This window comes from Actinacidiphila rubida, assembly GCF_900110255.1.
Lineage (GTDB): Bacteria > Actinomycetota > Actinomycetes > Streptomycetales > Streptomycetaceae > Actinacidiphila > Actinacidiphila rubida.
On the sequence record NZ_FODD01000005.1, the window covers coordinates 123,662 to 143,028 of the forward strand.

The window sequence follows — 19,367 nt, forward strand, 5'->3', positions numbered from 1 at the left end:
GACCACTGCCGCACCCCGCGAAAGGACTGAACACCACCCATGGCCGACGAGATCCCACCTGTCATGCCTGAGGGCATCCCCGCCGACGAGGGCCAGACGGTGCGCATCGAGCCCGTCGGGCTCGAGACGGAGATGCAGCGCAGCTACCTCGACTACGCGATGTCCGTCATCGTCTCGCGCGCGCTGCCCGACGTGCGCGACGGGCTCAAGCCGGTGCACCGCCGCGTGCTGTACGCGATGTACGACGGCGGCTACCGGCCGGAGAAGGGCTTCTACAAGTGCGCCCGCGTCGTCGGCGACGTGATGGGCACGTACCACCCGCACGGCGACTCCTCGATCTACGACGCGCTGGTCCGCCTGGCGCAGCCGTGGTCGATGCGGATGCCGCTGGTGGACTCCAACGGCAACTTCGGCTCGCCGGGCAACGACCCGGCGGCGGCCATGCGGTACACCGAGTGCAAGATGGCGCCGCTGGCCATGGAGATGGTCCGCGACATCGACGAGGAGACCGTCGATTTCACGGACAACTACGACGGCCGCAACCAGGAGCCGACGGTCCTGCCGGCCCGCTTCCCGAACCTGCTGATCAACGGCTCGGCGGGCATCGCGGTCGGCATGGCCACCAACATCCCGCCGCACAACCTGCGCGAGGTCGCCGACGGCGCCCAGTGGTTCCTGGCGAACCCCGAGGCGGAGCCCGAGGAACTGCTCGAGGCCCTGATCGAGCGGATCAAGGGCCCCGACTTCCCGACCGGCGCGCTGGTCGTCGGCCGCAAGGGCATCGAGGACGCGTACCGCACCGGCCGCGGCTCGATCACCATGCGCGCGGTCGTCGAGGTCGAGGAGATCCAGAACCGGCAGTGCCTGGTCGTCACCGAACTGCCGTACCAGGTCAACCCGGACAACCTCGCGCAGAAGATCGCCGACCTCGTCAAGGACGGCCGGGTCGGCGGCATCGCGGACGTCCGCGACGAGACGTCCTCGCGCACCGGCCAGCGCCTGGTCATCGTCCTCAAGCGGGACGCGGTCGCCAAGGTCGTGCTGAACAACCTCTACAAGCACACCGACCTGCAGACCAACTTCGGCGCGAACATGCTCGCGCTGGTCGACGGCGTGCCGCGCACCCTGTCGCTGGACGCGTTCATCCGCAACTGGGTGAACCACCAGGTCGAGGTCATCGTCCGGCGCACCCGCTTCCGGCTGCGCAAGGCCGAGGAGCGCGCCCACATCCTGCGCGGCCTGCTCAAGGCGCTCGACGCGATCGACGAGGTCATCGCGCTGATCCGCCGCAGCGACACGGTCGAGATCGCGCGCGAGGGCCTGATGGGCCTGCTGGAGATCGACGAGATCCAGGCGAACGCGATCCTCGAGATGCAGCTGCGCCGGCTGGCCGCCCTGGAGCGGCAGAAGATCGTCGCCGAGCACGACGAGCTGCAGGCGAAGATCAACGAGTACAACGCGATCCTGGCCTCCCCGGAGAAGCAGCGGCAGATCATCAGCGAGGAACTGCAGGCCATCGTCGACAAGTTCGGCGACGACCGGCGCTCCAAGCTGGTGCCCTTCGACGGCGACATGTCCATCGAGGACCTGATCGCCGAGGAGGACATCGTCGTCACGATCACCCGTGGCGGCTACGTCAAGCGCACCAAGACCGAGGACTACCGGTCGCAGAAGCGCGGCGGCAAGGGCGTGCGCGGCACGAAGCTGAAGCAGGACGACATCGTCGACCACTTCTTCGTGACGACCACCCACCAGTGGCTGCTGTTCTTCACCAACAAGGGCCGGGTCTACCGCGCGAAGGCCTACGAGCTGCCCGACGCCGGCCGCGACGCCCGCGGCCAGCACGTGGCCAACCTGCTGGCCTTCCAGCCCGACGAGCGGATCGCCCAGATCCTGGCCATCAAGGACTACGAGGCGGCGCCGTACCTGGTGCTCGCCACCAAGTCCGGCCTGGTGAAGAAGACCGCGCTCAAGGACTACGACTCCCCGCGGGCCGGCGGCGTGATCGCGATCAACCTGCGGGAAGCCCCGGTCGAAGGCGGCTTCGACGAGCTGATCGGCGCCGAGCTGGTCTCCTCCGAGGACGACCTGCTGCTGGTCAGCCGGAAGGCGCAGTGCATCCGCTTCACCGCGACCGACGAGGCGCTGCGGCCGATGGGCCGGGCCACGTCCGGAGTCAAGGGCATGAGTTTCCGCGAGGGTGACGAACTTCTCTCCATGAACGTCGTCCGGCCCGGTACGTTCGTCTTCACCGCCACCGACGGCGGCTACGCCAAGCGGACCCGGGTCGACGAGTACCGGATCCAGGGGCGCGGTGGCCTGGGCATCAAGGCGGCGAAGATCGTGGAGGACCGTGGTTCGCTGGTGGGGGCGCTCGTCGTCGAGGAGAGCGACGAGATCCTCGCGATCACCCTCAGCGGCGGAGTGATCCGCACGCGGGTCAGCGGGGTCCGGGAAACCGGCCGTGACACCATGGGCGTCCAGTTGATCAACCTGGGGAAGCGGGATGCCGTGGTCGGTATCGCGCGGAACGCCGAGGCGGAGGATGATCCGGAGACGGTCCTCGACTCCGTCGGGGTGGAGCAGGACGAGGACGGCCTGCACAATCAGCAGGACGAGCAGGACCAGCACGACACAGGGGCCGAGGGCGAAGCGCCCGCGGCCGGTGAACCGGAGGAGTAAGCCGTGAGTGGAGCCACGGGCGCCGCGGATGGGACCGGGAGGACCGGGGGTTCCCATGGCTCCGCCAACGTCAGCGGCCAGCAGCAGGGGGGACACACTGTGACGGACACGCGACAGCCGCCGCAGCCGCACCATCCGCCGTCGGCGTACGCGCCCCCGCCGCCCTCGGGCACGCCCGGGAGCACTCCCGCGGCGGCGGCCGGCGTGCGCCGGCCGCGGCCCGCGGCCCGGACCGCGCCGCGCACCCGCAAGGCGCGGCTGCGGGTGGCCAAGGCCGACCCGTGGTCGGTGATGAAGGTCAGCTTCCTGCTGTCCATCGCGCTGGGCATCTGCACGATCATCGCCGTGGCGGTGCTGTGGATGGTGCTGGACACCATCGGTGTCTTCAGCACCGTCGGCTCCACGATCAGCGACGCGACCACGTCCGAGGGCGGCAAGGGCGGCTTCGACCTCGTGTCGTTCCTGTCCCTGCCCCGGGTGCTCACGTTCACCACGGTGATAGCGGTCATCGACGTGGTCCTGGCCACGGCTCTGGCCACGCTCGGCGCCTTCATCTACAACCTCTCCGCGGGTTTTGTGGGCGGCGTCGAGCTCACCCTGGCCGAGGACGAGTAACCGATTTGGGGCACGGGCCCCACGTGCGCTAATCTTTCGGTGCAGCGCGGGGCTATAGCTCAGACGGTTAGAGCGCTTCCCTGATAAGGAAGAGGCCCCAGGTTCAAGTCCTGGTAGCCCCACTTGCGCGGACGGCCTCTCACTGATTCCAGTGAGAGGCCGTTCGGCGTTCCGGGGCCGCGGGTGTCCGCGTGCCGGGGGTACAGGTCACCGTTCGGTATCGGCTGCTGTGTATAGTCGGGCGCGTCAGATGCTGTCCCCACGCTAGAAGGAGGAGGTCACGTCATGAAGAAGATTCTCCTGATCGCGTTGGCCGCCGTTGCCGGGCTGTTCGTCTACCGACAGATTCAGGCGGACCGCGCCGAGCAGGACCTGTGGACGGAAGCCACTGACACGGTCCCGGCGGGTTCCGGCGCGAACGTGTGAGAGCCCGCTGAGACGCCGGAAGGCGTCGGAGCGCTCTCGGGCCCCGGCCGCACCAGCGGCCGGGGCCTTCGTCGTTGCCGGACGCGAGCGGCGCGTCCGCGGCGGGTCCGCGGCGGGTCCGAGGCGGGTCCGAGGAGGTCTGGGGCGGGTCCGCGGTCCAACGGACAGGGGTGGGGCATGAGGCACACGACGTTCACCGCGGTGGCCGCGTTACTGGCGCTGGCCGCCCTCCAGGGGCGGGCGGCGGCCGACGGGACTCCCGGGGCCCCGGCCAGCTGGCAGCCGCGCGGCACCGTCCTGGCCGGCGCGGCGACCACCGCGGACCCTCCCGCGATGCGGCCGGGCGTCACCTACCGCGACACGATCAAGCCGGGCGAGACCCGGTTCTACGGGATCACCCTCGACGCCAGGACCTCCACCAGCGTCTCGGCGTTCGCCGTGCCCCCGGCCGGCGCGCGGGTCGCCTTCCGGGACGGCATCGAGCTGAAGCTGCAGGGCCCGGACGGCTCCGACTGCGACCAGAGCGCCGCGCACTTCGAGGACGACGGCGACGCGCGCCCCATCGGCACCGCCGTCTCCCGGCTGATCACCGGGCACCGCCTGGACGTCTGCCAGGACGCCGACCAGTACACGCTCCAGGTGCACCGGACGTCCGACGGCGCCGCCGACCCGGAGGCGTGGCCGCTCGAACTGCGTTCGTTCGCCGAGCCCGCACTGGCGCCCGGCACCGCCGCGTCCGCGGCGCCCGCCGTGATCGGCGGCGCCTCGCCCACCCCGCTCATCACCGGCACCCCGCACCAGGCGTCCGGCGGCACCTCGTTCGACACGGCGGCGGCGGTCAGGACGGGCATCTGGCGGGACCGGGTGCCGGCCGGCGCGACCCGCTTCTACAAGGTGCCGGTGGACTGGGGCCAGCAGGTCACCGTCTTCGCGGACTTCTCCAGCGCACCCGACGGGGACGCCGGCGCGTTCGTCGCCTCGGGGGTGCGGCTGACCGCCTACAGCCCCGTCCGGCAGCTCGTCGACGGCGGCAACCGCTCGTACGCGGGCCGGCCCGTCTCGCTCGACGAGCAGCTCGCACGGGTCGCGTACGGCAACAGGACCGCGTACGACAGCCGGGTCGCGGCGGTGCGGTACGCCGGCTGGTACTACTTCGCGGTGACCGTCCACCCCGGCGTGGCCCAGGCCGTGGACGGGCCGCTGCCGGTGACGCTGCGGGTCGAGGTCGCGGGCGCGGCGCAGCCCGGGCCCGCCTACGACGGGGACGCGCGGGCCGCCGGGATCGGCGTCGGCCCGCACGACATGGCGTCGGCGGACGGCGCCGCGGCCACGGCGGGCGGCGGGGCCGGCCACGCCGCGGCCCTGCGGCTCGTGGCGTTCGCCGCGTTCGGGACGGGCACGGCGCTGCTGCTGGTTCTCGCGGTCTGGTCCGCGGTGGCGCGCCGCCGCGCCACCGCGGCGGTCTGACCCGTCCCGCCTGCCCCGCGGGCGGACGGAGTCGTGTGCCGGACCGGCCCCCGGGCCGCCGGAGCGGGCGTCCGGTCCGCGGGCGGCCGTTCGGCGGGTCAGGACAGGACGAGCGCGGTGATGCCGACCGCGAAGCAGAGCGCCGCGAGGACGAGGACCGGGATCACGACCTTGGCGGGCGGGCCCGGTCGCGGCCGGGGGACGGCCGGGCTCTGGACGGACGCGGTGTCGGCCGCGGACGCGGGGACCGGCCCGGGGCCCGGCCCCGGCTCGGGCGCCTGCGGCTGTGGCAGGGGCCCGGCCAGCGGGCGGGCGGCGGGGGCCTCGACCTGCGTCCTGGTGTGGGTGAGCGGTTCGTGCGCGGGGAGCGGCGCGGCGTGGCGTCCGCGCGGCTGGGGCGGCCGCGGCCGCGGCTGCGCGGGCGCCGGAACGGCACCGCCGCCGGGCGCGGGCGAGCCGTCGGACCTGCCAGCCCTACCGGACCCGTCGGACCTGGCAGCGCCTTCGGGACCTTCGAGACCCTCGGGACCGTCGGGGCCGAACCCCGGGGGCAGCGGCCCGATCTGGTCGAAGACCTCGACCGGTTCCTCGTCCGGCCCCGGCTCGGGAATGAGCTCGACGGCCGCCGCGAGCGCCTTGCGAGCCCCGGTGGCGGTGCGGAACCGCACCCGCGGGTCGGGCTGCAGCAGCGTGCCCACCACCTGCCACAGCGGTGCGGGCACGCCCACCGGCGCCGGCGGCATGCCGTCCGCCTCGAACCGCTGGACGATGGCCTGGGCGTCCGGCTTCCGGCCGCTCAGCAGGTACAGCGCCACCAGGCCGACCGCGTACAGGTCGGCGGAGAAGTCCGGTTCGTCGCCGCTCATCTGCTCGGGCGCGAAGTAGCCCGGAGTGCCGACCACGAAGTCGGCCTCCGTCAGCCGGGCGTCGCCCTTGCGCATCGCGATGCCGAAGTCGGAGAGCCGCACGTGCGGGGTGCGGGTGCCGGTGGCCTCCAGCAGCACGTTCGCGGGCTTGATGTCACGGTGGATGACGCCCTCCGCGTGGACGGCCGCGAGGCCCGCGAGCAGCTGGTCGAGGAGCACGCACACGAAGCGCGGCGGCAGCGGGCCGTAGTCGCCGATCAGGTGCGCCAGCGAACCGCCGCGCACCAGGTCCATGGTGAACAGCACCTTGTCGTCGTCGGCGGCCCAGCTCGCCGGCGCCAGCACATGGGGGTGGTCGATCCGCATCGCCTGCTCGCGGACGAAGCGCAGCAGCGCGTGGGCGTCGCTCTGCTGGAGGACCTTGGCGGCCACGTAGCGCCGCCTGCGGTGGTCCCAGGACCGCCAGACCGCGCCGACGCCGCCGCGTCCGATGGGGTCCACCAGCTCGTACCGGCCCGCGAAGACCTCGCCCATGGTGTGCGTCCGCCCCCTCGTCCGCTCAGTCCTGGTGCGCCTTGAAGTGCTCCAGGGCCTCACCGGTGCGCCCTGTGCCGTAGACACGGAGAAACTCTGCCAGGTGCGCGTGCGAGGGCGCGAGGGCGCGGGCGGCGTCCGCGATCTCGTCCGCGGAGGCCACCGAGCGGAGCACCGCCTGGATGCCGTGGACCACCTCGCGCGGCGACGCGGCCCCCGGCCGGCCGGCCGTGGAGTGGGCGGTGCCCAGCACGGAGGCGCCGCCCCACTTCCTGATCTGGTCCATCCGCGCGCCGGCCTCCGTCGGCCCCGTGCTGCCCTCGGCCACCTGCCAGGCGAGCTCCTGGAGCATCTGGAGGCGCTGCACCACCACCGGGTTGCCGATCTTCGCCCGCTGCCCGCTCATCAGCTGCGACAGCATCGGCGCGGACAGGCCCAGCACTCCCGCCAGGCGCACCTGGTTCTGCAGCCCGAGGTCGGCGATCAGCCTGCGGAACAGGTCGCCCAGCGGCTCGCCGTACCACCCCCGCTGCAGCTCCCTGGCCTCCCGCGCGCGGGTGGCCGGCTCCGGTGCGGGCGTCTCCATGCACACTCCTCTTTGCGTCCGCGAAATCGCAAACCATCCTACGGACGCCGATACCCGGTCGGCCCCGCCCCGGGAAACCGGTACGCTGTCTGCGTCACGGGGCCTTAGCTCAGTTGGTAGAGCGCTGCCTTTGCAAGGCAGATGTCAGGGGTTCGAATCCCCTAGGCTCCACCGTCGTCCTCGGCTCACCGGTCGGGGTCGCCGGCCTCCCGGCGGACCTGCCTGCGGGCCGATCTCCAGCGGGAGCGCGTCTGGCGGACGATGGCGTCCCACTGGCGGCGCACCTCGTCCTCCGAGGGCCGCCGCCCCTGCCGGATGCGGTCGAGTTCGTCGCGGACCTCCCGGCCCAGCGCCGCGGACGCGACGATGACGAGCATGCCGCCGAAGAGCGCCGAGACCGTCCCGAACACCGCGCCCGCCGCGCCGTAGCGGGAGGCCTGGGAAGTGAACAGGCGCGGGAAGTACACGGTGGCGACCACCGAGTACGCCGCGGTCAGCACGGCCGCGGTCACCCCGAACGGCAGCAGGGCCCGCCAGGTCAGCCGTCGCGCGGTGAGCACGCGGCCGCTCCAGACGAGGAACGCGCCGGTGACGGGTGCCTCGCAGGCCGCGGACGCGATGCCCAGCCGGCTGCCGCCGAGTGCGGCGTAGACGGTCGCGGTGACCGCCGTGTAGCAGGCGAGGGCCAGGATCCACCCGAGGTCGTTGCGGGTGTTGCGGACGCCGAGCGGCTTGAGCTCCCAGGTCTGCTCGAAGAGCCGCTGGGCGGCCCGCGCGAAGCTCAGCGTGGAGATGGCGAGCAGGACCGCGCCGAAGACGCTGACGCCGGCGCCGGTGTTCTCGCCGGAGAACACGGACCTGACTGCCTCGGCACCTCCCCCGGTCAGCCGGTAGCGCGAGATGATCTGGTCGGCGACGTCGCTGCCGAGGACGGCGCCGGTCAGGATCAGCAGCGGGGCGAGTCCGGTGAGCGCGCTGGACGCCAGCGCCATCGAGCGGTCGAACCCCACGATCTTCTGGAAGCGGCTGAGGACGCGCAGCACGAACGAGGGACGCAGCCAGAACGTCAGCTTCCTGAGGAGGCGTTCACGGTCGATGCGGGGCGCCCTGCCCTTCGTGGGATGCGGGACCTGCGGGGCGCATCAGCCTAGAAGGCGCTCTCCCCACCGCGGCGGCGACACAGGGGGTTCAGGAGCGCGGCCACCGTGCCGGCGGTACCGCGGCGGGCCTGCCAAGGGCGGGCCGGGTCAGGACCCGGCCTCGTCCTCCGCCACCGCGATGGCGATCCCCAGCGCCTCGGCGATGTTGCCCGCGGCCGCCATCACGCGCGCGGTGCCCACGACCGGGGCGATGGCCACCAGCACGTCCTGGAGGTGTTCGGACGTCAGTCCCGCCTGCAGGGCGGGACCGATGTGGGCGGCGTAGGAGATCGCGGGGGCGTCCATGGCGGCCAGCGCGGCGATCCGGGTGAGGACGAGAGCGCGGTCGTCGAGACCGCAGCGTTCGATGGAGTCGACGGTCATGGCGGCGATGGTGTCGAGCACGGGGGTGTTCGTGGGCGTGGCCATGGTGGCATCACCTCTCCGACGGGGCGCTGTCCGAGGGGCCGCTCCGGTAGATGGCGGCGGGGACGCGCGCCGGCAACCTGTCCTTCCACCATAAGACCGCCTCTCGCGCCCCCGCCCGGCCGCGCGCCCCGATAGCACACGGGGTTGGTCCGGATCCACTTCCTCGTTCGGCACAGGTGCGGGTGAACTGCCGTCGCTATGATGAAAGTTCGGCGCTGGGGGAGGAACGAGGGCGCGATGGGGCAGGAGGAGGCCGTGGCTACGGCCTGGCGATTACACGCCTCGCTGGCCGAGTGGACCGGGCGGATCGACGCCAAGGCGTCGTTCGCGCTGACGATCGAGTCCGCCCTGCTGGCGGGGGTCGGGGCGACGTCGAGCACGGGGCGCGGGTTCGGCGGGCTGTCCGGTTGGTGGGCCCATGCCGAACTGTGGGCCGGTGTCACACTGCTGACGTTGTCGGCGATCGCCGCCGTGCTCGCGGTGCTGCCGAGGGTGGGTCCGGCCCGCGCGCCGCGGCCGGGGCCGGGGCCCGACGACTACCTCTTCTACGGTGACCTGCACCGGTGGACGCCGCAGGAACTCGCCGAACGGCTGGGGCAGGCCGACCCGCTGACCGCGCTCACCGGGCAGATCGTGACGATGAGCGCCATCATGTGGGCCAAGCACCGCCGCGTGCGCCAGTCCCTGCTGCTCGCGGTGGCCGGGGCCGGGCTGCTCGGGCTGGCGGTGGCGACGGGCTGACCGATGACGCCCCACGAGGAACCGACGTCCGACCGTCGAACCGCAGCCGACCAGTCCTTCTGGTCGCTCCTCGACGCCCCGACGAGGAACGCGCTGCGCGCCGCCGGCCATCTGCGGACGTACGCGCCCAGGACCCTGCTGTTACGGCAGGACGACCGCTCCGACCACATCTTCGTGCTGCGCAGCGGCTGCGTGAAGGTCTACACCGACAGCGACACCGGCTACCGCGCGGTGCTCGCCCTGCGCAGCGCCGGCGACCTGGTCGGTGAGCAGTCGGGGCTGAACCGCCGGCCCCGTTCGGCGTCGGTCTGCGCGCTGATCGAGGTCCAGGCGCTGGTCGTGACCGCCGGGCGGTTCGGCGCGATGCTGAAGGCGAGTCCGGTGGTCGCGCACGCCGTGCAGCAGGTGCTCTCGCAGCGGCTGCGTGACGCCGACCGGCAGCGCGCGGCCGTCGGGTCGGCCTCGCCGGAGTCGCGGCTCGCCGGACTGCTGATCCAGCTCGCCGGACGGTACGGCGTCCGGACCGCGGACGGCTCGGTGCGCATCGAGCTCCCGCTGTCCCAGGAGGACCTGGCGGGGCTGCTGGTGAGCTCGCTGCGGACGGTCAGCCGGATCCTGGAGCACTGGCGGCGCGAGGGCATCCTGACCACCGGCCGCCAGGTCCTCGAACTCGCCGACCTGCGGGCGCTGCGCGAGCGGGCGAACACGCCCGGGGAGCTCCGCGGTTCCGGCCCGCGGCTGTCGCCCCGGCCGCCCCCGCGGTACGGGTAGCCGCCGCTCATCCGGCTCCCGGGTGCCGCTCACACGGCGTCCCAGGTGTAGTCGGTCAGGCCGGACCGGTCGGCGATCGGGTTCCACGCGGCGACGAACGCCTGCTTGGCGGCGGTGGCCCGCCCGCTCGCGTCCTGGGCCTCCTGGAAGCCCGGGGCGTGCGCGGTGCTGTTCGGGTCGCAGCCGTCGCTCTCGAGGCCCTCGGCCCACGCCTGGAAGTGGTCGTCGGCCTCCGCGGAGGCCGTCCAGGCGGTGTTCAGGCTGCCGACGGCGTCGGAACCGCCGGTGACGTCGCTGACGTCGAGGCCGCCGAGCTCGTCGAGGAGTTCCCGGCGTGACGACGCGGCCTGGGAGAAGAGCCCGGCGGAGTCGGAGAGCGACTCGCACTTCATGACGGAGGCGACGGCGGCTCCGACGGCGGCGCGGGTGTGGGCGTTCTTCTGCAGCAGCTGGTCGACGGCGGTGGCCTCGGCCTGCTCGGCGGAGCCGTCCGAGCCGCCGGACCCGCCGGACCCGCTGGACCCGTCCGAGCTCGTGCCGCCGGAGCCGCTGGACCCGCCGGTGCTCGATCCGCCGCCCCCGCCGTCGCCGGAGAGCGTGCTGCCGTCCGTTCCCGCGCTGGTCGTGCTTCCGGAGCCCGCGGTCGCGTGGGCCAGGTGCGCCCAGAGGTGCGGCGGGCCGAACAGGAGCAGCACGACGCCCAGCACGAAGGCCAGCGTCGCACCCGCCCGGCTCTTCTTCGGCGGCGCCGTACCGCCGGGCCCGCCGGTCGCCCGCGGCGGCACGCGCTGCGGCGGCACGGTCGCGCCGGCCGCGGCCCGCGCCCCCGTCGCGGCGTGCCCGGCCGGCGGGGTGGCCGGCCGCGGCGCCGCGGGAACCGTGCGGGGCGGGCGGCCCTGGGGGTTGCGGGCGATCGCCTGCTCCAGCGCGGCGGCCCACTCGCCCATCGCCGGCCGCTGGTCCCGGTCACCCGACTGCCCCCGGGTCGCGAGCTGCGCCAGCGCCGGATCGACCCGCGCCAGTTCACCGGTGTCGGTGCCCTCCTGCTCCCCCAGGAAGAGCCGGAGGGCGAGCAGGGCGAACTTGTAGCGGTCGCTCTGCGGCGTGCCGAGTTCCTCGGTCTTCGGCTGTGGCACGTGCCAGCCCGCGGTCTCGACCTGCGGCAGCACGCTGCGTCCGCGCAGCCGCATGGCGTCGCAGTCGATGAAGAAGCAGGCCGGCCGCGGGTCGAGGGAGAACAGCAGGTTGTTGGCCGACAGGTCGCCGACGGCCACGCCCAGCTCGTGCAGGCGGCCCATCAGCCCGGCCAGGTCCTGGAGCAGCAGCAGCCGCTGCAGGTCGGTGACGCGGATCGCCATCCGGTCCAGGTAGGCCTGGCTGTTGAAGAGGAACTGGAAGGCGGACAGCGCCCTGCGGCCGACGGGGGCCGGCAGCGGGAGGGTGAACGCGTCGGGCACCTTGCGCATCAGGAAGCCGCACGGTCCGCGGTCGTCCTCGACCACCGCCGCCGGCCACGCGCTGCGCTCGCACAGCCAGCGCCCCACCGGGGGGTCGAGCGACGGGATCAGGTCCACCATGGCCTGCAGCGCCGCGAAGTCCGCCGTGGCCCGGAAGGGCGGCTCGTACTGCTTGTACGCGATGGGCCACTCGTTGTTGATCTTCCGTTCCTTGACCGCCCACACCTCGCCCTGGCCGCCCTTGCCCAGGGACTCGTCCCGGACGAGGGTGCCCAGCCGCACCCGGGGCGTAGTGCCGGGCGTCGTGCCGCTCACCGCCGGGGCTCCGGCAGCAGGTGCCGCGGCCACACGGCCAGCAGCGTGCGGTCGTCGTCGAAGGTCTCCCGGGAGAAGTCCAGCAGGTGGGCGAAGCCGAGGACCGGCGGCGGCGCGGACAGGCCGCGGTGGAAGAGCCGGCCGACGGCGCCCTCCCCGTCGCCCAGCGCGTCGCCGAAGCCGTCGGTGCCGACGAGCAGGACGGAGGACGGGCCGAGCGCGACGGACTGCTGCGCGAGCGGCGAGGGCACCCGCGGCAGCGGGGTCACCCCGGAGGAGAGCACCTCCCGGCCGTGGGAGTCCTTGGTGGCGAGCAGCCGCCGGTAGCGTCCGTCGCCTCGGTCCAGCAGCCAGGCCCCCGAGTCGCCGACCTGCACGAGGTGGACCTCGGGGACGCCGTAGCGGTCGGCCCGCACCACGCCGGCCACCAGCGTCGTCGCGTACAGCCGCTCGGCCTCCTCCGCGTAGGCGGACTCGGGTTCGCGGCCGCCGGCGGCCCGGGCGACCAGGCTCCACGCGGCGGTCCGCACCACGTGCGTCCAGTCCAGCGCGGGAACGTCCGCGTCGAGCTGCCGCAGCAGGTCGGTGACGGCGCCGCGGGACGCCAGCGCCGCGCCCGTCGCGGACTGCGGGGCCGCCGAGACGCCGTCGGCCACCGCGAAGACGACGGATCCGGTGGCCTCGTGCACCGCCACCGCGCAGTCGTCCTCGCGGGGCGTGCCGCTGTAGCGGTGTCCGTAGCCGCGGACGCAGGCCAGGCGCATGGTCACCAGGTCGGTCGACCAGCCGTCCACGACCGTGTCGGGCCGGTACGGGGACCCGGCCGGCGGCCGGGCCTCGAAGACGTGGCCGGGCGTGCCGACCTCGACCACCGACCAGTCGGGGACGGCCGGTTCGGCCCGCGCGGCGTTGTGCGGCCTGTCGTGCGGCCCGCCGTGCGGTCCGCCGCCCGGCAGGTCGTCGGCGCGCGGTTCGCCGGCGCGCGGGCCGGCGAACCGCTGCGGGTCGGACGGCGGCGCGCCGGGCGGTGCCGGCCGCGGATCCTCCGGCGGGTCGTACTGCGGCCGCGGCCGTGGCCGCGGCCAGGCCGGAAGGGCGGGCGGCGCCGGCGAGTCGGCCGGCGCCGGCGGGTCGAAGTCCGCGCGCCAGCCGTCGCTGCGCTCCCAGTCGCTGATGCCCAGGCCCTCGTCGCGCGGATCCGGGCCGTACGGTTCCGGCATCTCAGACCTCGTCGATCGCCATGCTGAAGCCCTCGGGCTTGGTGACGATCAGTTCGGCGTTGCCGGCGGCGAGGCTGCGGCCCGACTCCACCATGCTCTTGGTGAGGGCGACGAAGAACGAGGAGATGGCCTTGCCGAGATCCGCGGCGGGCTTGGAGACCAGCGCGAACTCCGCGGTGGAGGCCACTTCCAGCATGACCTCGGGCGACGCCCCGCCGATGCCGCACGCCACGATGTTCGGCGCGGCCGGGGTGGTGGCGCGGTCGCAGAGCTGCCGGTGCGGTGTGCGCCAGTCCTGCCCGGCGTTGGGCATCCCGTCGCTCAGCAGGAACACCGCCGGCCGGTGCACCCGGTACCCCTCCGCCTTGAGCCGGCCGATGTCGTGGGGCAGCCGGTTGAGCACGGCGGTGAACGCGGCCGCGTAGCTGGTGCTGCCGCGGGTGGACAGCTCCGGCGGCTTGTACTCGCTGCGCAGGTCGGCGAGTTCGGTGTAGGTCGCGACGTCGTCGGCGAAGCCGAGCACGGTGAGCCGCACCTTGGCCGCGGCCATCGGCTCGGTGAGCATCGTTTCGTAGAGGGACTGCAGCCCCTTGTTGAGTTCGCCGAGGTGCGGGGTCATCGACCCGGACTCGTCGGCGAGTACGTAGACGGGAAGCAGAGACCCGCGGTTGTCGGACACGGCGGTGATCCTTCGGTCTGGTGCGGCGGGAAGCGGCGGGCTGACGCCGCGCGGTCAGGTGGCGGAGGCGGCCGGTCGCAGCCCCTGGGGGCACTCCGCGACGAGGTCGGGGTGACCGGCGAGCACTCCGCGGCCCAGGCGGAGCACGGTGTTCTGCAGCAGCGCGGAGAAGGCCGCGGCCTGGTCCGCCACGTCGGCGCCCGGGACGGCGACGCAGGCGAGCTCGGGTGAGGAGGCGCAGCGCAGCACCGCGCGCGCGTCGCTCTCGCCCAGGCCGCAGGCGACGATCCGGGGCGCGTAGGGGTGGCCGCCCAGGCGCTGCTGGGCCTGCGGCCACGCGGCGCCGTCCTGCGGCGGGGCGGCCGTCACCAGGAACACGACCGGCCGGTGCGCGCGGCCGCCGCCGTGCTTGAGCGCGTCCACGTCACCGGGCAGCAGGTCGAGCAGCGCGTCGAAGGCCGCGCCGAGGTTCAGGCCGCCGCCCGCCGACAGGTGCGGGACATCGGTGCCCCAGCCGATCTGCGTCAACGGCAGTCGCATGTCGGGGCGTTCGGCGATGCCGACCACCGACAGGCGGATCCCGGCGGCCACGTCGGGACTCTGCGCGAGCGCGGTGTGCAGCGACCTCAGCGCGTCGTTGAACCCGGCCGTGAAGGGCGCAGCGGACTGCGACACGTCCACGAGCACGTAGACCGGCACCACCAGCGCCGGCTTCGCCGGGCCGCCGCCGGCGGGCGCCGCACCGGCCGGTGCGGCACTGCCCCACAGCACCGGCGCGGTCGGGGCGGGCCGGGGCCCGTCGGGGGCGGGCGCGATACCCGCGGGGGGCGTCCACGGCGAGCCGCCGCCGGAACCGCCGGAGTACAGCGCCGCCACGTCGGCCGGGCGGAAGAAGTCCTTCTCGACCAGGAACCGGAACATCTGCTCGTTGCGCTCGGCGCCCAGTTCCCAGCGGGCCGCCTGGCCGCTCTCCCACTCGATGCGCAGCTGCATCGCCCGGTCCGTGTCCTGGGGGTGCTTGATCAGGTGCTGCCTGATCAGGCCCTCGATGTCCCAGCTCATCCCGGCCAGGGCGGCGCCGCGCCGGTGGTCGCGGGCCATTTCGCCGTCGAGTTTGATGTCCTCGAGGGCCTGCTCCGAGTTCGCGGCCGCCACCAGCGAGTCGTGCCGGTGCTGGCCGAGCGTGCGGTCCCGCTGCGCGGTCCGCAGCGCCCTGACGTACTCGGTCGCGGCCTGGTCGGGTTCGATGTGGACCTGGCAGAGGTAGATGGTGATGCCCTCGGGCAGTTCGACTCCGTGCTGGAAGGCGCGGTTGACGGCGTCCTCGGCCCGGCCCGCCTCGTCGATCGGGAACGCCCGCGCGATGGTGCGGATCTGGTGGACGACGTGCCCGTAGACGACGGGCAGCGCGTCGGGGATGTTGCGGCTCACCACCTTCGCGGGGTCGTGCACCCGGAAGCCGACGTCGAAGCGGGCGGCGAAACGGTGCGCCTGGTCGCTGCAGGGCAGCGGGGTGCGGGTGACCGCGGCCTGCCGCCGGTGGTCGCTGACGTCGACGGCCAGCCGGGTGCCCGCCCGGCCGAACACCTTGTCCCAGAAGGACGGGGTGGTGCTGGTGCCGACGGTGAGCGTGCCGTCCACCGCCCGGTGCACGATGGCGACGTTGCGGTGCTCGTCCCACCACTCCCGGTAGCGATCCCTCGGCACCAGATCGACGCTGGAGATCAGCGGCAGCGGCGCGGTCATGTCAGTCCCCTCTGCACGAGCATCTTGTTCACGGCCCACGCGGTGAGCGGCAGCGGCGCCAGCTCCTCGCGGTCGTTCCACGTCTCCGCGCAGCGGCGGACGATCGCGGTGGAGCGGCGGTCGCCGGCCACCACGTCCTCGAGCATCGCCAGGAACACCGGGCGCAGGCGCTCGTCCGCCTCGGCGAGCCCGGCCCACGTCTTCAGCGTCGACTCCGCCTGGCGGTTGAAGTACGGCCGGCTCAGCGCCTCGCGCCACAACACCCGCAGCGGCACGACCAGTTCCGGCCGGCTCGACCGCAGCGACAGCAGCATCGGCCAGCCGTCCCCGTCCGGGGCGCCGGGCTGTGAGTCGTCCACCACCGACTGCACGGCGACGACGAGGAAGGCCAGCAGGCAGGTGGGGCGCTTCAGCGGGTCGTCGAGGCCGGAGGTGAGCGCGCTCAGCACGAAGGGCGCCGCGTGGCTGTCCTCGGCGAGCAGGTCGGTGTAGGCGTAGCCGATCGCCACCGCGACCTTCACGTGGTCCACCTGGGACAGCCGCGACAGGGCGTTGACGGACTGGCTGGTGTCCGCGGACAGCGGCGTCAGCCCGTGCACGCGGGCCGCGGTCGCCTGGCCCAGGGGACGCGACCGGTTCGCGTACCACTCGCCGACCAGCGCCCTGATGTCGGGCAGCAGCGCCGGGTTGCGGCTCGCGGCGGCCAGCGCGTAGCCGACCGCGTTGCGGTACCGGAAGTCGTCGTGGTGCGCCCAGCGCGGCAGCACGTTCTCGGCGATGTACGGGAACGCGTCCGCGAGCAGCCCGCCCAGGGCGACCGCCGCGTACACCGACACCTCCTGCGACGCCCCGCCGACGAGTTCGCCGAGCCACTCCAGCAGCGTTTCCTGCAGGGACAGTTCGGACCACGCGTGGGCGATCACCCGGCGCGGGTAGTCCGGCTCCTGGTAGGCCAGGCACACCACGGGAGCCCCCCCGGTGGGGCTGCCGTCCCGCCGGCCCGCGGTGGCGACGGTCCGGCGGGCGCGCAGCCGGGCCAGCGTCTTGCGCAGCGGAACGCCCATCGGGTCCCGCGGCGGCAGTTTCGTGTAGCCGGCCTCGTCCTGTCCCGGGTGGGCCGGCGAACGCGTCGCGTCCAGCCGCCGCAGCAGCGCGCGGGCCGCCCGGGCGATCTCCTCCTGCGGCAGGCCGTTCAGCACGGCCAGGGCGAGGGACAGGCAGCGTACGGGTGGCTCGGTCAGGCCGTCCGCCCAGATCTCGAAGGTCTCCAGGCCCTTGCGGGCCATCCGCTCCTTGATCAGGCCCAGGTCGGGGTCCCCCGAGGAGAACTCGTCGTGGAGCGCGGTCGCCAGGTCGGCGGCGACCCGGCACGACGGCCCCCGGTCCAGGTGCTCGTCCAGCAGCGCCTCGACGTCCCGGTCGGCGAGGATCTGCTCGGTGGCGGCGACGCCCAGCCGCCACCGCAGGTAGCGGGCGACGATGCCGCGCGGATCGGGCGGCCCGGTCAGGTCCACCACGCCGGAGAGCACCTCGCTGTCGGCGACGTCGGTGTCCGCCACGACCACCACCATGAAGGCGCCGGCGGCGGCCAGTGAGGTCTGCAGCCGCTGGTAGACCTCGCCGCGCAGGTTGGCCACGTCGGCGGGCCGGTCCAGCAGGAAGCCCGCGCCGGCCTCGACCCCGGTGGCGGCGCCGTCCTCGCCGCTGTCGATCCGGTCCACGAGCGAGCCGAAGTCGACCTGGCTGTCCAGGTGGTAGATGGTCCCCCGGCAGGGCGTCAGAAGGCGCACGGCGGTGGCGGTCCTGCCCGATCCCGCGGGCCCCCGCAGGATGACGATGCCCTCCCGGTGCAGCGCCGCACGGGCGTCCTCGATGCCGGGCGCGTCCTCGTACGCGTGGCGGATGCGGTCGCGCACCGCCGGTGACAGCGGGCGCAGCCGGTCCCGGCGGCCGCCGAGCAGGTAGATGTACTTGTCGCCGCCGACGACGTCGCCCTCGACGTTCGCGAACGCGTTGCGCAGGTGGTTGTGGAGGTGCGAGCCCTGGCCCAGGCGGTCGGTGGCGGCGCTGGCGTCCTCGCCGGGGCCGACCCGGTCGGCGCCGGGGCCGGACGCTGGCGCACCGCCCGCGCCGTCGGCACCGCCCCCGTGGGCCTGCGTGTCCGGAGCGCCGGCCCCTCCCGCGTCGGAGCCCGTTGGAGTGGCTCCTTGCGCCGGAGGGGCCGGCGTTCCCCCGGCGCCCGGAGCGACCCCCGACGCCCCGGGCGCTGCCCCGCCGCCGGGCGGCGGGGTGCCTCCTGTGGTGGTCGCTGTGGTCACGACACCGGTCCCGTGCCGTGGACGTGCTTGTCCTGGCCGACGACGTCGCCGTGCACCGTGGTGATCTGCATGTGGGTCACCCGGCCGGAGGGCGCGGCGCCCCGCGGCGCGGCGGACGCGGCACCGGAGGCGGCCGGCGCCGCGGCGGCGTCCGGGGCTGACGTGCCGTCAGCGTCGGCGGTGCCGCGGGCGTCGGCTGTGTTCCCGGCGTTCGTGGCGGTTGCAGTGTTCCCGGGGTTTCCGGCGTTCCCAGGGTTCCCGGCGTACGCAGTGCTCTCGGCGTGCTCGGTGTGCTCGGCGGGCAGCCCCGGCGGCGCGCTGTACCCGGGCACGGTGACCCGGCCGCGGATCGTCTCGCCGTGCTTGGTGGTGAAGCGCAGCGGCAGGTAGGCCGCCGGGTCCAGGCCGCGGTGGCCGTGCCGCACCACGCTGTCGTACACCTGCTCGGAGACGACGAAGGCCAGGTGGGCGAGGGTGGCCGCCTTCAGCACGTCACGCAGCGGCTGCGCGTCGACCAGCCGGAACGCGGTGTTGACCGCGTCGCCCGACCAGCCGTGGGGGTCGCGCACGGCGAGCCCCTGGTGGAGCGCCACCCGCATCCTCAGGGAGTGGGCCGCGCTGTGCACGCCGGCCTTCTCCCGCAGCCCGTCGTCGAGCGCGCGCACCAGCGGGCCCGCGAGGCGCACGGGCGGCACCGTCGGCGGCACCAGCATCAGGACGCCGTCGCCGCGGTCCTCCAGCGCGATCTCGCGCGCGTCGATGCCCGCGTCCTCGAACGCGGTGTGCAGCACCTCGTACATGGCCGCCCGCAGGGACTTCTGCAGGGGATCGGACCTGGTGCTGAACGTCTCCAGGTCCAGCACCAGGATCCAGTGGTGCAGCGCTTCGCCAGTCATCCGCCCTCCCCGCGAACCCGCAGAACTGCGGTGCTCCTGTCCTACGGCACCGCCGCAGGACCGTCCACGCCAGATGGCGCACACCGCCGCCCCGTTGCGCGCGGCGGTGTGCCGGTCCCGCTCCGGCCGCCCCTCCCCTGGCGGCGGAACCGGTCACGGGTGCGCGCGGCGCGCGGGTGCGGAGGAAGAGGGCGGCCAGGCCCTGTTCGGCGTCCGGGAGGCTGCTGGTGGCGGTCACCATGGCGGCCCAGCGTCCGCAGCGGGACGAGCGGTGCGGCGACCCTCCGCTCGACGAGGACGAAGGCCGCCAGCAGCAGGACTCCGGCGGCCAGGCCAAGGAGGGTCGCCGGACGGGTCCAGCCGGCGGCGGGGTGACGGATCGTCGGGGGCGCCCGGCCGCAGCCCGCTCGGCGACCGGCCGGCGGGGCAGCCGACCGCGGAGTGACGGCGCCCTCGCCGATCCCGGAGCCGCGGCAGGGG

The 19,367-nt window shown here is 74.1% G+C and carries 16 protein-coding genes and 2 tRNA genes; 8 read left to right on the forward strand and 10 right to left on the reverse strand.

Features of this window, described 5'->3' with window-relative positions; genetic code table 11:
• Nucleotides 1-39 precede the first annotated feature (39 nt).
• The 5 genes from gyrA (at nucleotide 40) to BMW99_RS06580 (ending at nucleotide 5,190) form a co-directional block, all read left to right on the forward strand.
• Entirely contained in the window at nucleotides 40-2,682 is a 2,643-nt protein-coding gene (gene gyrA / locus BMW99_RS06565; RefSeq protein WP_069462174.1) for a DNA gyrase subunit A, read from the forward strand.
• A gap of 3 nt (nucleotides 2,683-2,685) precedes the next feature.
• Nucleotides 2,686-3,297 (forward strand): DUF3566 domain-containing protein, encoded by a 612-nt coding sequence (locus BMW99_RS06570; protein WP_075016403.1) that lies wholly within the window; start codon nucleotides 2,686-2,688, stop codon nucleotides 3,295-3,297.
• Nucleotides 3,298-3,345: 48 nt separating this feature from the next.
• Nucleotides 3,346-3,419: transfer RNA gene (locus BMW99_RS06575), tRNA-Ile, on the forward strand.
• Between the two features lie 163 nt (nucleotides 3,420-3,582).
• Nucleotides 3,583-3,723 (forward strand): DLW-39 family protein, encoded by a 141-nt coding sequence (locus BMW99_RS41205; protein ID WP_176735396.1) that lies wholly within the window; start codon nucleotides 3,583-3,585, stop codon nucleotides 3,721-3,723.
• A 177-nt stretch (nucleotides 3,724-3,900) separates the two neighbouring features.
• Complete coding sequence (locus tag BMW99_RS06580; protein WP_075016404.1) at nucleotides 3,901-5,190, forward strand: hypothetical protein; 1,290 nt, start codon at nucleotides 3,901-3,903, stop codon at nucleotides 5,188-5,190.
• A gap of 98 nt (nucleotides 5,191-5,288) precedes the next feature.
• On the opposite strand, the gene BMW99_RS06585 is transcribed toward BMW99_RS06580, so the two are convergent.
• Complete coding sequence (locus BMW99_RS06585) at nucleotides 5,289-6,590, reverse strand: serine/threonine-protein kinase (RefSeq protein WP_069462177.1); 1,302 nt, start codon at nucleotides 6,588-6,590, stop codon at nucleotides 5,289-5,291.
• A gap of 25 nt (nucleotides 6,591-6,615) precedes the next feature.
• Nucleotides 6,616-7,176, reverse strand: a complete 561-nt coding sequence (locus BMW99_RS06590) for a DNA-binding protein (RefSeq protein WP_069462178.1) — start codon at nucleotides 7,174-7,176, stop codon at nucleotides 6,616-6,618.
• Between the two features lie 98 nt (nucleotides 7,177-7,274).
• Between BMW99_RS06590 and BMW99_RS06595 the strand changes: the two genes are divergently transcribed.
• Nucleotides 7,275-7,347 (forward strand) — tRNA-Ala (locus BMW99_RS06595).
• Between the two features lie 14 nt (nucleotides 7,348-7,361).
• Here the strand turns inward: BMW99_RS06595 and BMW99_RS06600 are convergent.
• Together BMW99_RS06600 and BMW99_RS06605 are read right to left on the reverse strand one after the other, a co-directional pair.
• Nucleotides 7,362-8,219 carry a YhjD/YihY/BrkB family envelope integrity protein gene (locus BMW99_RS06600; RefSeq protein WP_069462179.1) on the reverse strand — a complete coding sequence of 286 codons (858 nt, stop codon included), beginning with the start codon at nucleotides 8,217-8,219 and terminating at the stop codon, nucleotides 7,362-7,364.
• A gap of 204 nt (nucleotides 8,220-8,423) precedes the next feature.
• Nucleotides 8,424-8,744, reverse strand: a complete 321-nt coding sequence (locus BMW99_RS06605; RefSeq protein ID WP_069462180.1) for a carboxymuconolactone decarboxylase family protein — start codon at nucleotides 8,742-8,744, stop codon at nucleotides 8,424-8,426.
• Between the two features lie 255 nt (nucleotides 8,745-8,999).
• On the opposite strand from BMW99_RS06605, the gene BMW99_RS06610 reads away from it, so the two are divergent.
• Together BMW99_RS06610 and BMW99_RS06615 are read left to right on the forward strand one after the other, a co-directional pair.
• Nucleotides 9,000-9,485 (forward strand): Pycsar system effector family protein, encoded by a 486-nt coding sequence (locus tag BMW99_RS06610; protein WP_141726002.1) that lies wholly within the window; start codon nucleotides 9,000-9,002, stop codon nucleotides 9,483-9,485.
• Nucleotides 9,486-9,488: 3 nt separating this feature from the next.
• Complete coding sequence (locus BMW99_RS06615; protein WP_069462182.1) at nucleotides 9,489-10,256, forward strand: Crp/Fnr family transcriptional regulator; 768 nt, start codon at nucleotides 9,489-9,491, stop codon at nucleotides 10,254-10,256.
• 29 nt (nucleotides 10,257-10,285) lie between these two features.
• Here BMW99_RS06615 and BMW99_RS06620 read toward each other — a convergent pair whose 3' ends face one another.
• Genes BMW99_RS06620 through BMW99_RS06645 form a run of 6 tightly spaced genes read right to left on the reverse strand, consistent with a single transcriptional unit; the run spans nucleotide 10,286 to nucleotide 18,887 of the window.
• Nucleotides 10,286-12,028 (reverse strand): hypothetical protein, encoded by a 1,743-nt coding sequence (locus BMW99_RS06620; protein WP_143080516.1) that lies wholly within the window; start codon nucleotides 12,026-12,028, stop codon nucleotides 10,286-10,288.
• A complete protein-coding gene (locus BMW99_RS06625; RefSeq protein ID WP_069465493.1) occupies nucleotides 12,025-13,248 on the reverse strand; it encodes a protein phosphatase 2C domain-containing protein in 1,224 nt (407 codons plus the stop codon). Before BMW99_RS06625 ends, BMW99_RS06620 begins: the two co-directional genes overlap by 4 nt.
• Nucleotide 13,249: 1 nt before the next feature.
• Nucleotides 13,250-13,927: a vWA domain-containing protein gene (locus tag BMW99_RS06630; protein WP_069465492.1), complete on the reverse strand. Its 678-nt coding sequence runs from the start codon at nucleotides 13,925-13,927 to the stop codon at nucleotides 13,250-13,252.
• Between the two features lie 54 nt (nucleotides 13,928-13,981).
• A complete protein-coding gene (locus BMW99_RS40645) occupies nucleotides 13,982-15,673 on the reverse strand; it encodes a vWA domain-containing protein (protein WP_079175959.1) in 1,692 nt (563 codons plus the stop codon).
• A complete protein-coding gene (locus tag BMW99_RS06640) occupies nucleotides 15,670-17,991 on the reverse strand; it encodes a hypothetical protein (RefSeq protein WP_069462702.1) in 2,322 nt (773 codons plus the stop codon). The genes BMW99_RS40645 and BMW99_RS06640 overlap by 4 nt, the downstream gene beginning before the upstream one ends.
• Nucleotides 17,988-18,887, reverse strand: coding sequence for a nucleotidyl cyclase domain-containing protein (locus tag BMW99_RS06645; RefSeq protein WP_069462701.1), 900 nt, complete (start codon nucleotides 18,885-18,887; stop codon nucleotides 17,988-17,990). The genes BMW99_RS06640 and BMW99_RS06645 overlap by 4 nt, the downstream gene beginning before the upstream one ends.
• Nucleotides 18,888-19,367: the final 480 nt, after the last annotated feature.

What these genes read in the sequence shown, in the direction of transcription:
- gyrA (WP_069462174.1), top strand. Translation starts at nt 40, where the DNA reads ATGGCCGACGAGATCCCACCTGTCATGCCTGAGGGCATCCCCGCCGAC.
- BMW99_RS41205 (WP_176735396.1), top strand. Translation starts at nt 3,583, where the DNA reads ATGAAGAAGATTCTCCTGATCGCGTTGGCCGCCGTTGCCGGGCTGTTC.
- BMW99_RS06580 (WP_075016404.1), top strand. Translation starts at nt 3,901, where the DNA reads ATGAGGCACACGACGTTCACCGCGGTGGCCGCGTTACTGGCGCTGGCC.
- BMW99_RS06585 (WP_069462177.1), bottom strand. Translation starts at nt 6,590, where the DNA reads ATGGGCGAGGTCTTCGCGGGCCGGTACGAGCTGGTGGACCCCATCGGA.
- BMW99_RS06590 (WP_069462178.1), bottom strand. Translation starts at nt 7,176, where the DNA reads ATGGAGACGCCCGCACCGGAGCCGGCCACCCGCGCGCGGGAGGCCAGG.
- BMW99_RS06605 (WP_069462180.1), bottom strand. Translation starts at nt 8,744, where the DNA reads ATGGCCACGCCCACGAACACCCCCGTGCTCGACACCATCGCCGCCATG.
- BMW99_RS06615 (WP_069462182.1), top strand. Translation starts at nt 9,489, where the DNA reads ATGACGCCCCACGAGGAACCGACGTCCGACCGTCGAACCGCAGCCGAC.
- BMW99_RS06625 (WP_069465493.1), bottom strand. Translation starts at nt 13,248, where the DNA reads ATGCCGGAACCGTACGGCCCGGATCCGCGCGACGAGGGCCTGGGCATC.
- BMW99_RS40645 (WP_079175959.1), bottom strand. Translation starts at nt 15,673, where the DNA reads ATGACCGCGCCGCTGCCGCTGATCTCCAGCGTCGATCTGGTGCCGAGG.
- BMW99_RS06645 (WP_069462701.1), bottom strand. Translation starts at nt 18,887, where the DNA reads ATGACTGGCGAAGCGCTGCACCACTGGATCCTGGTGCTGGACCTGGAG.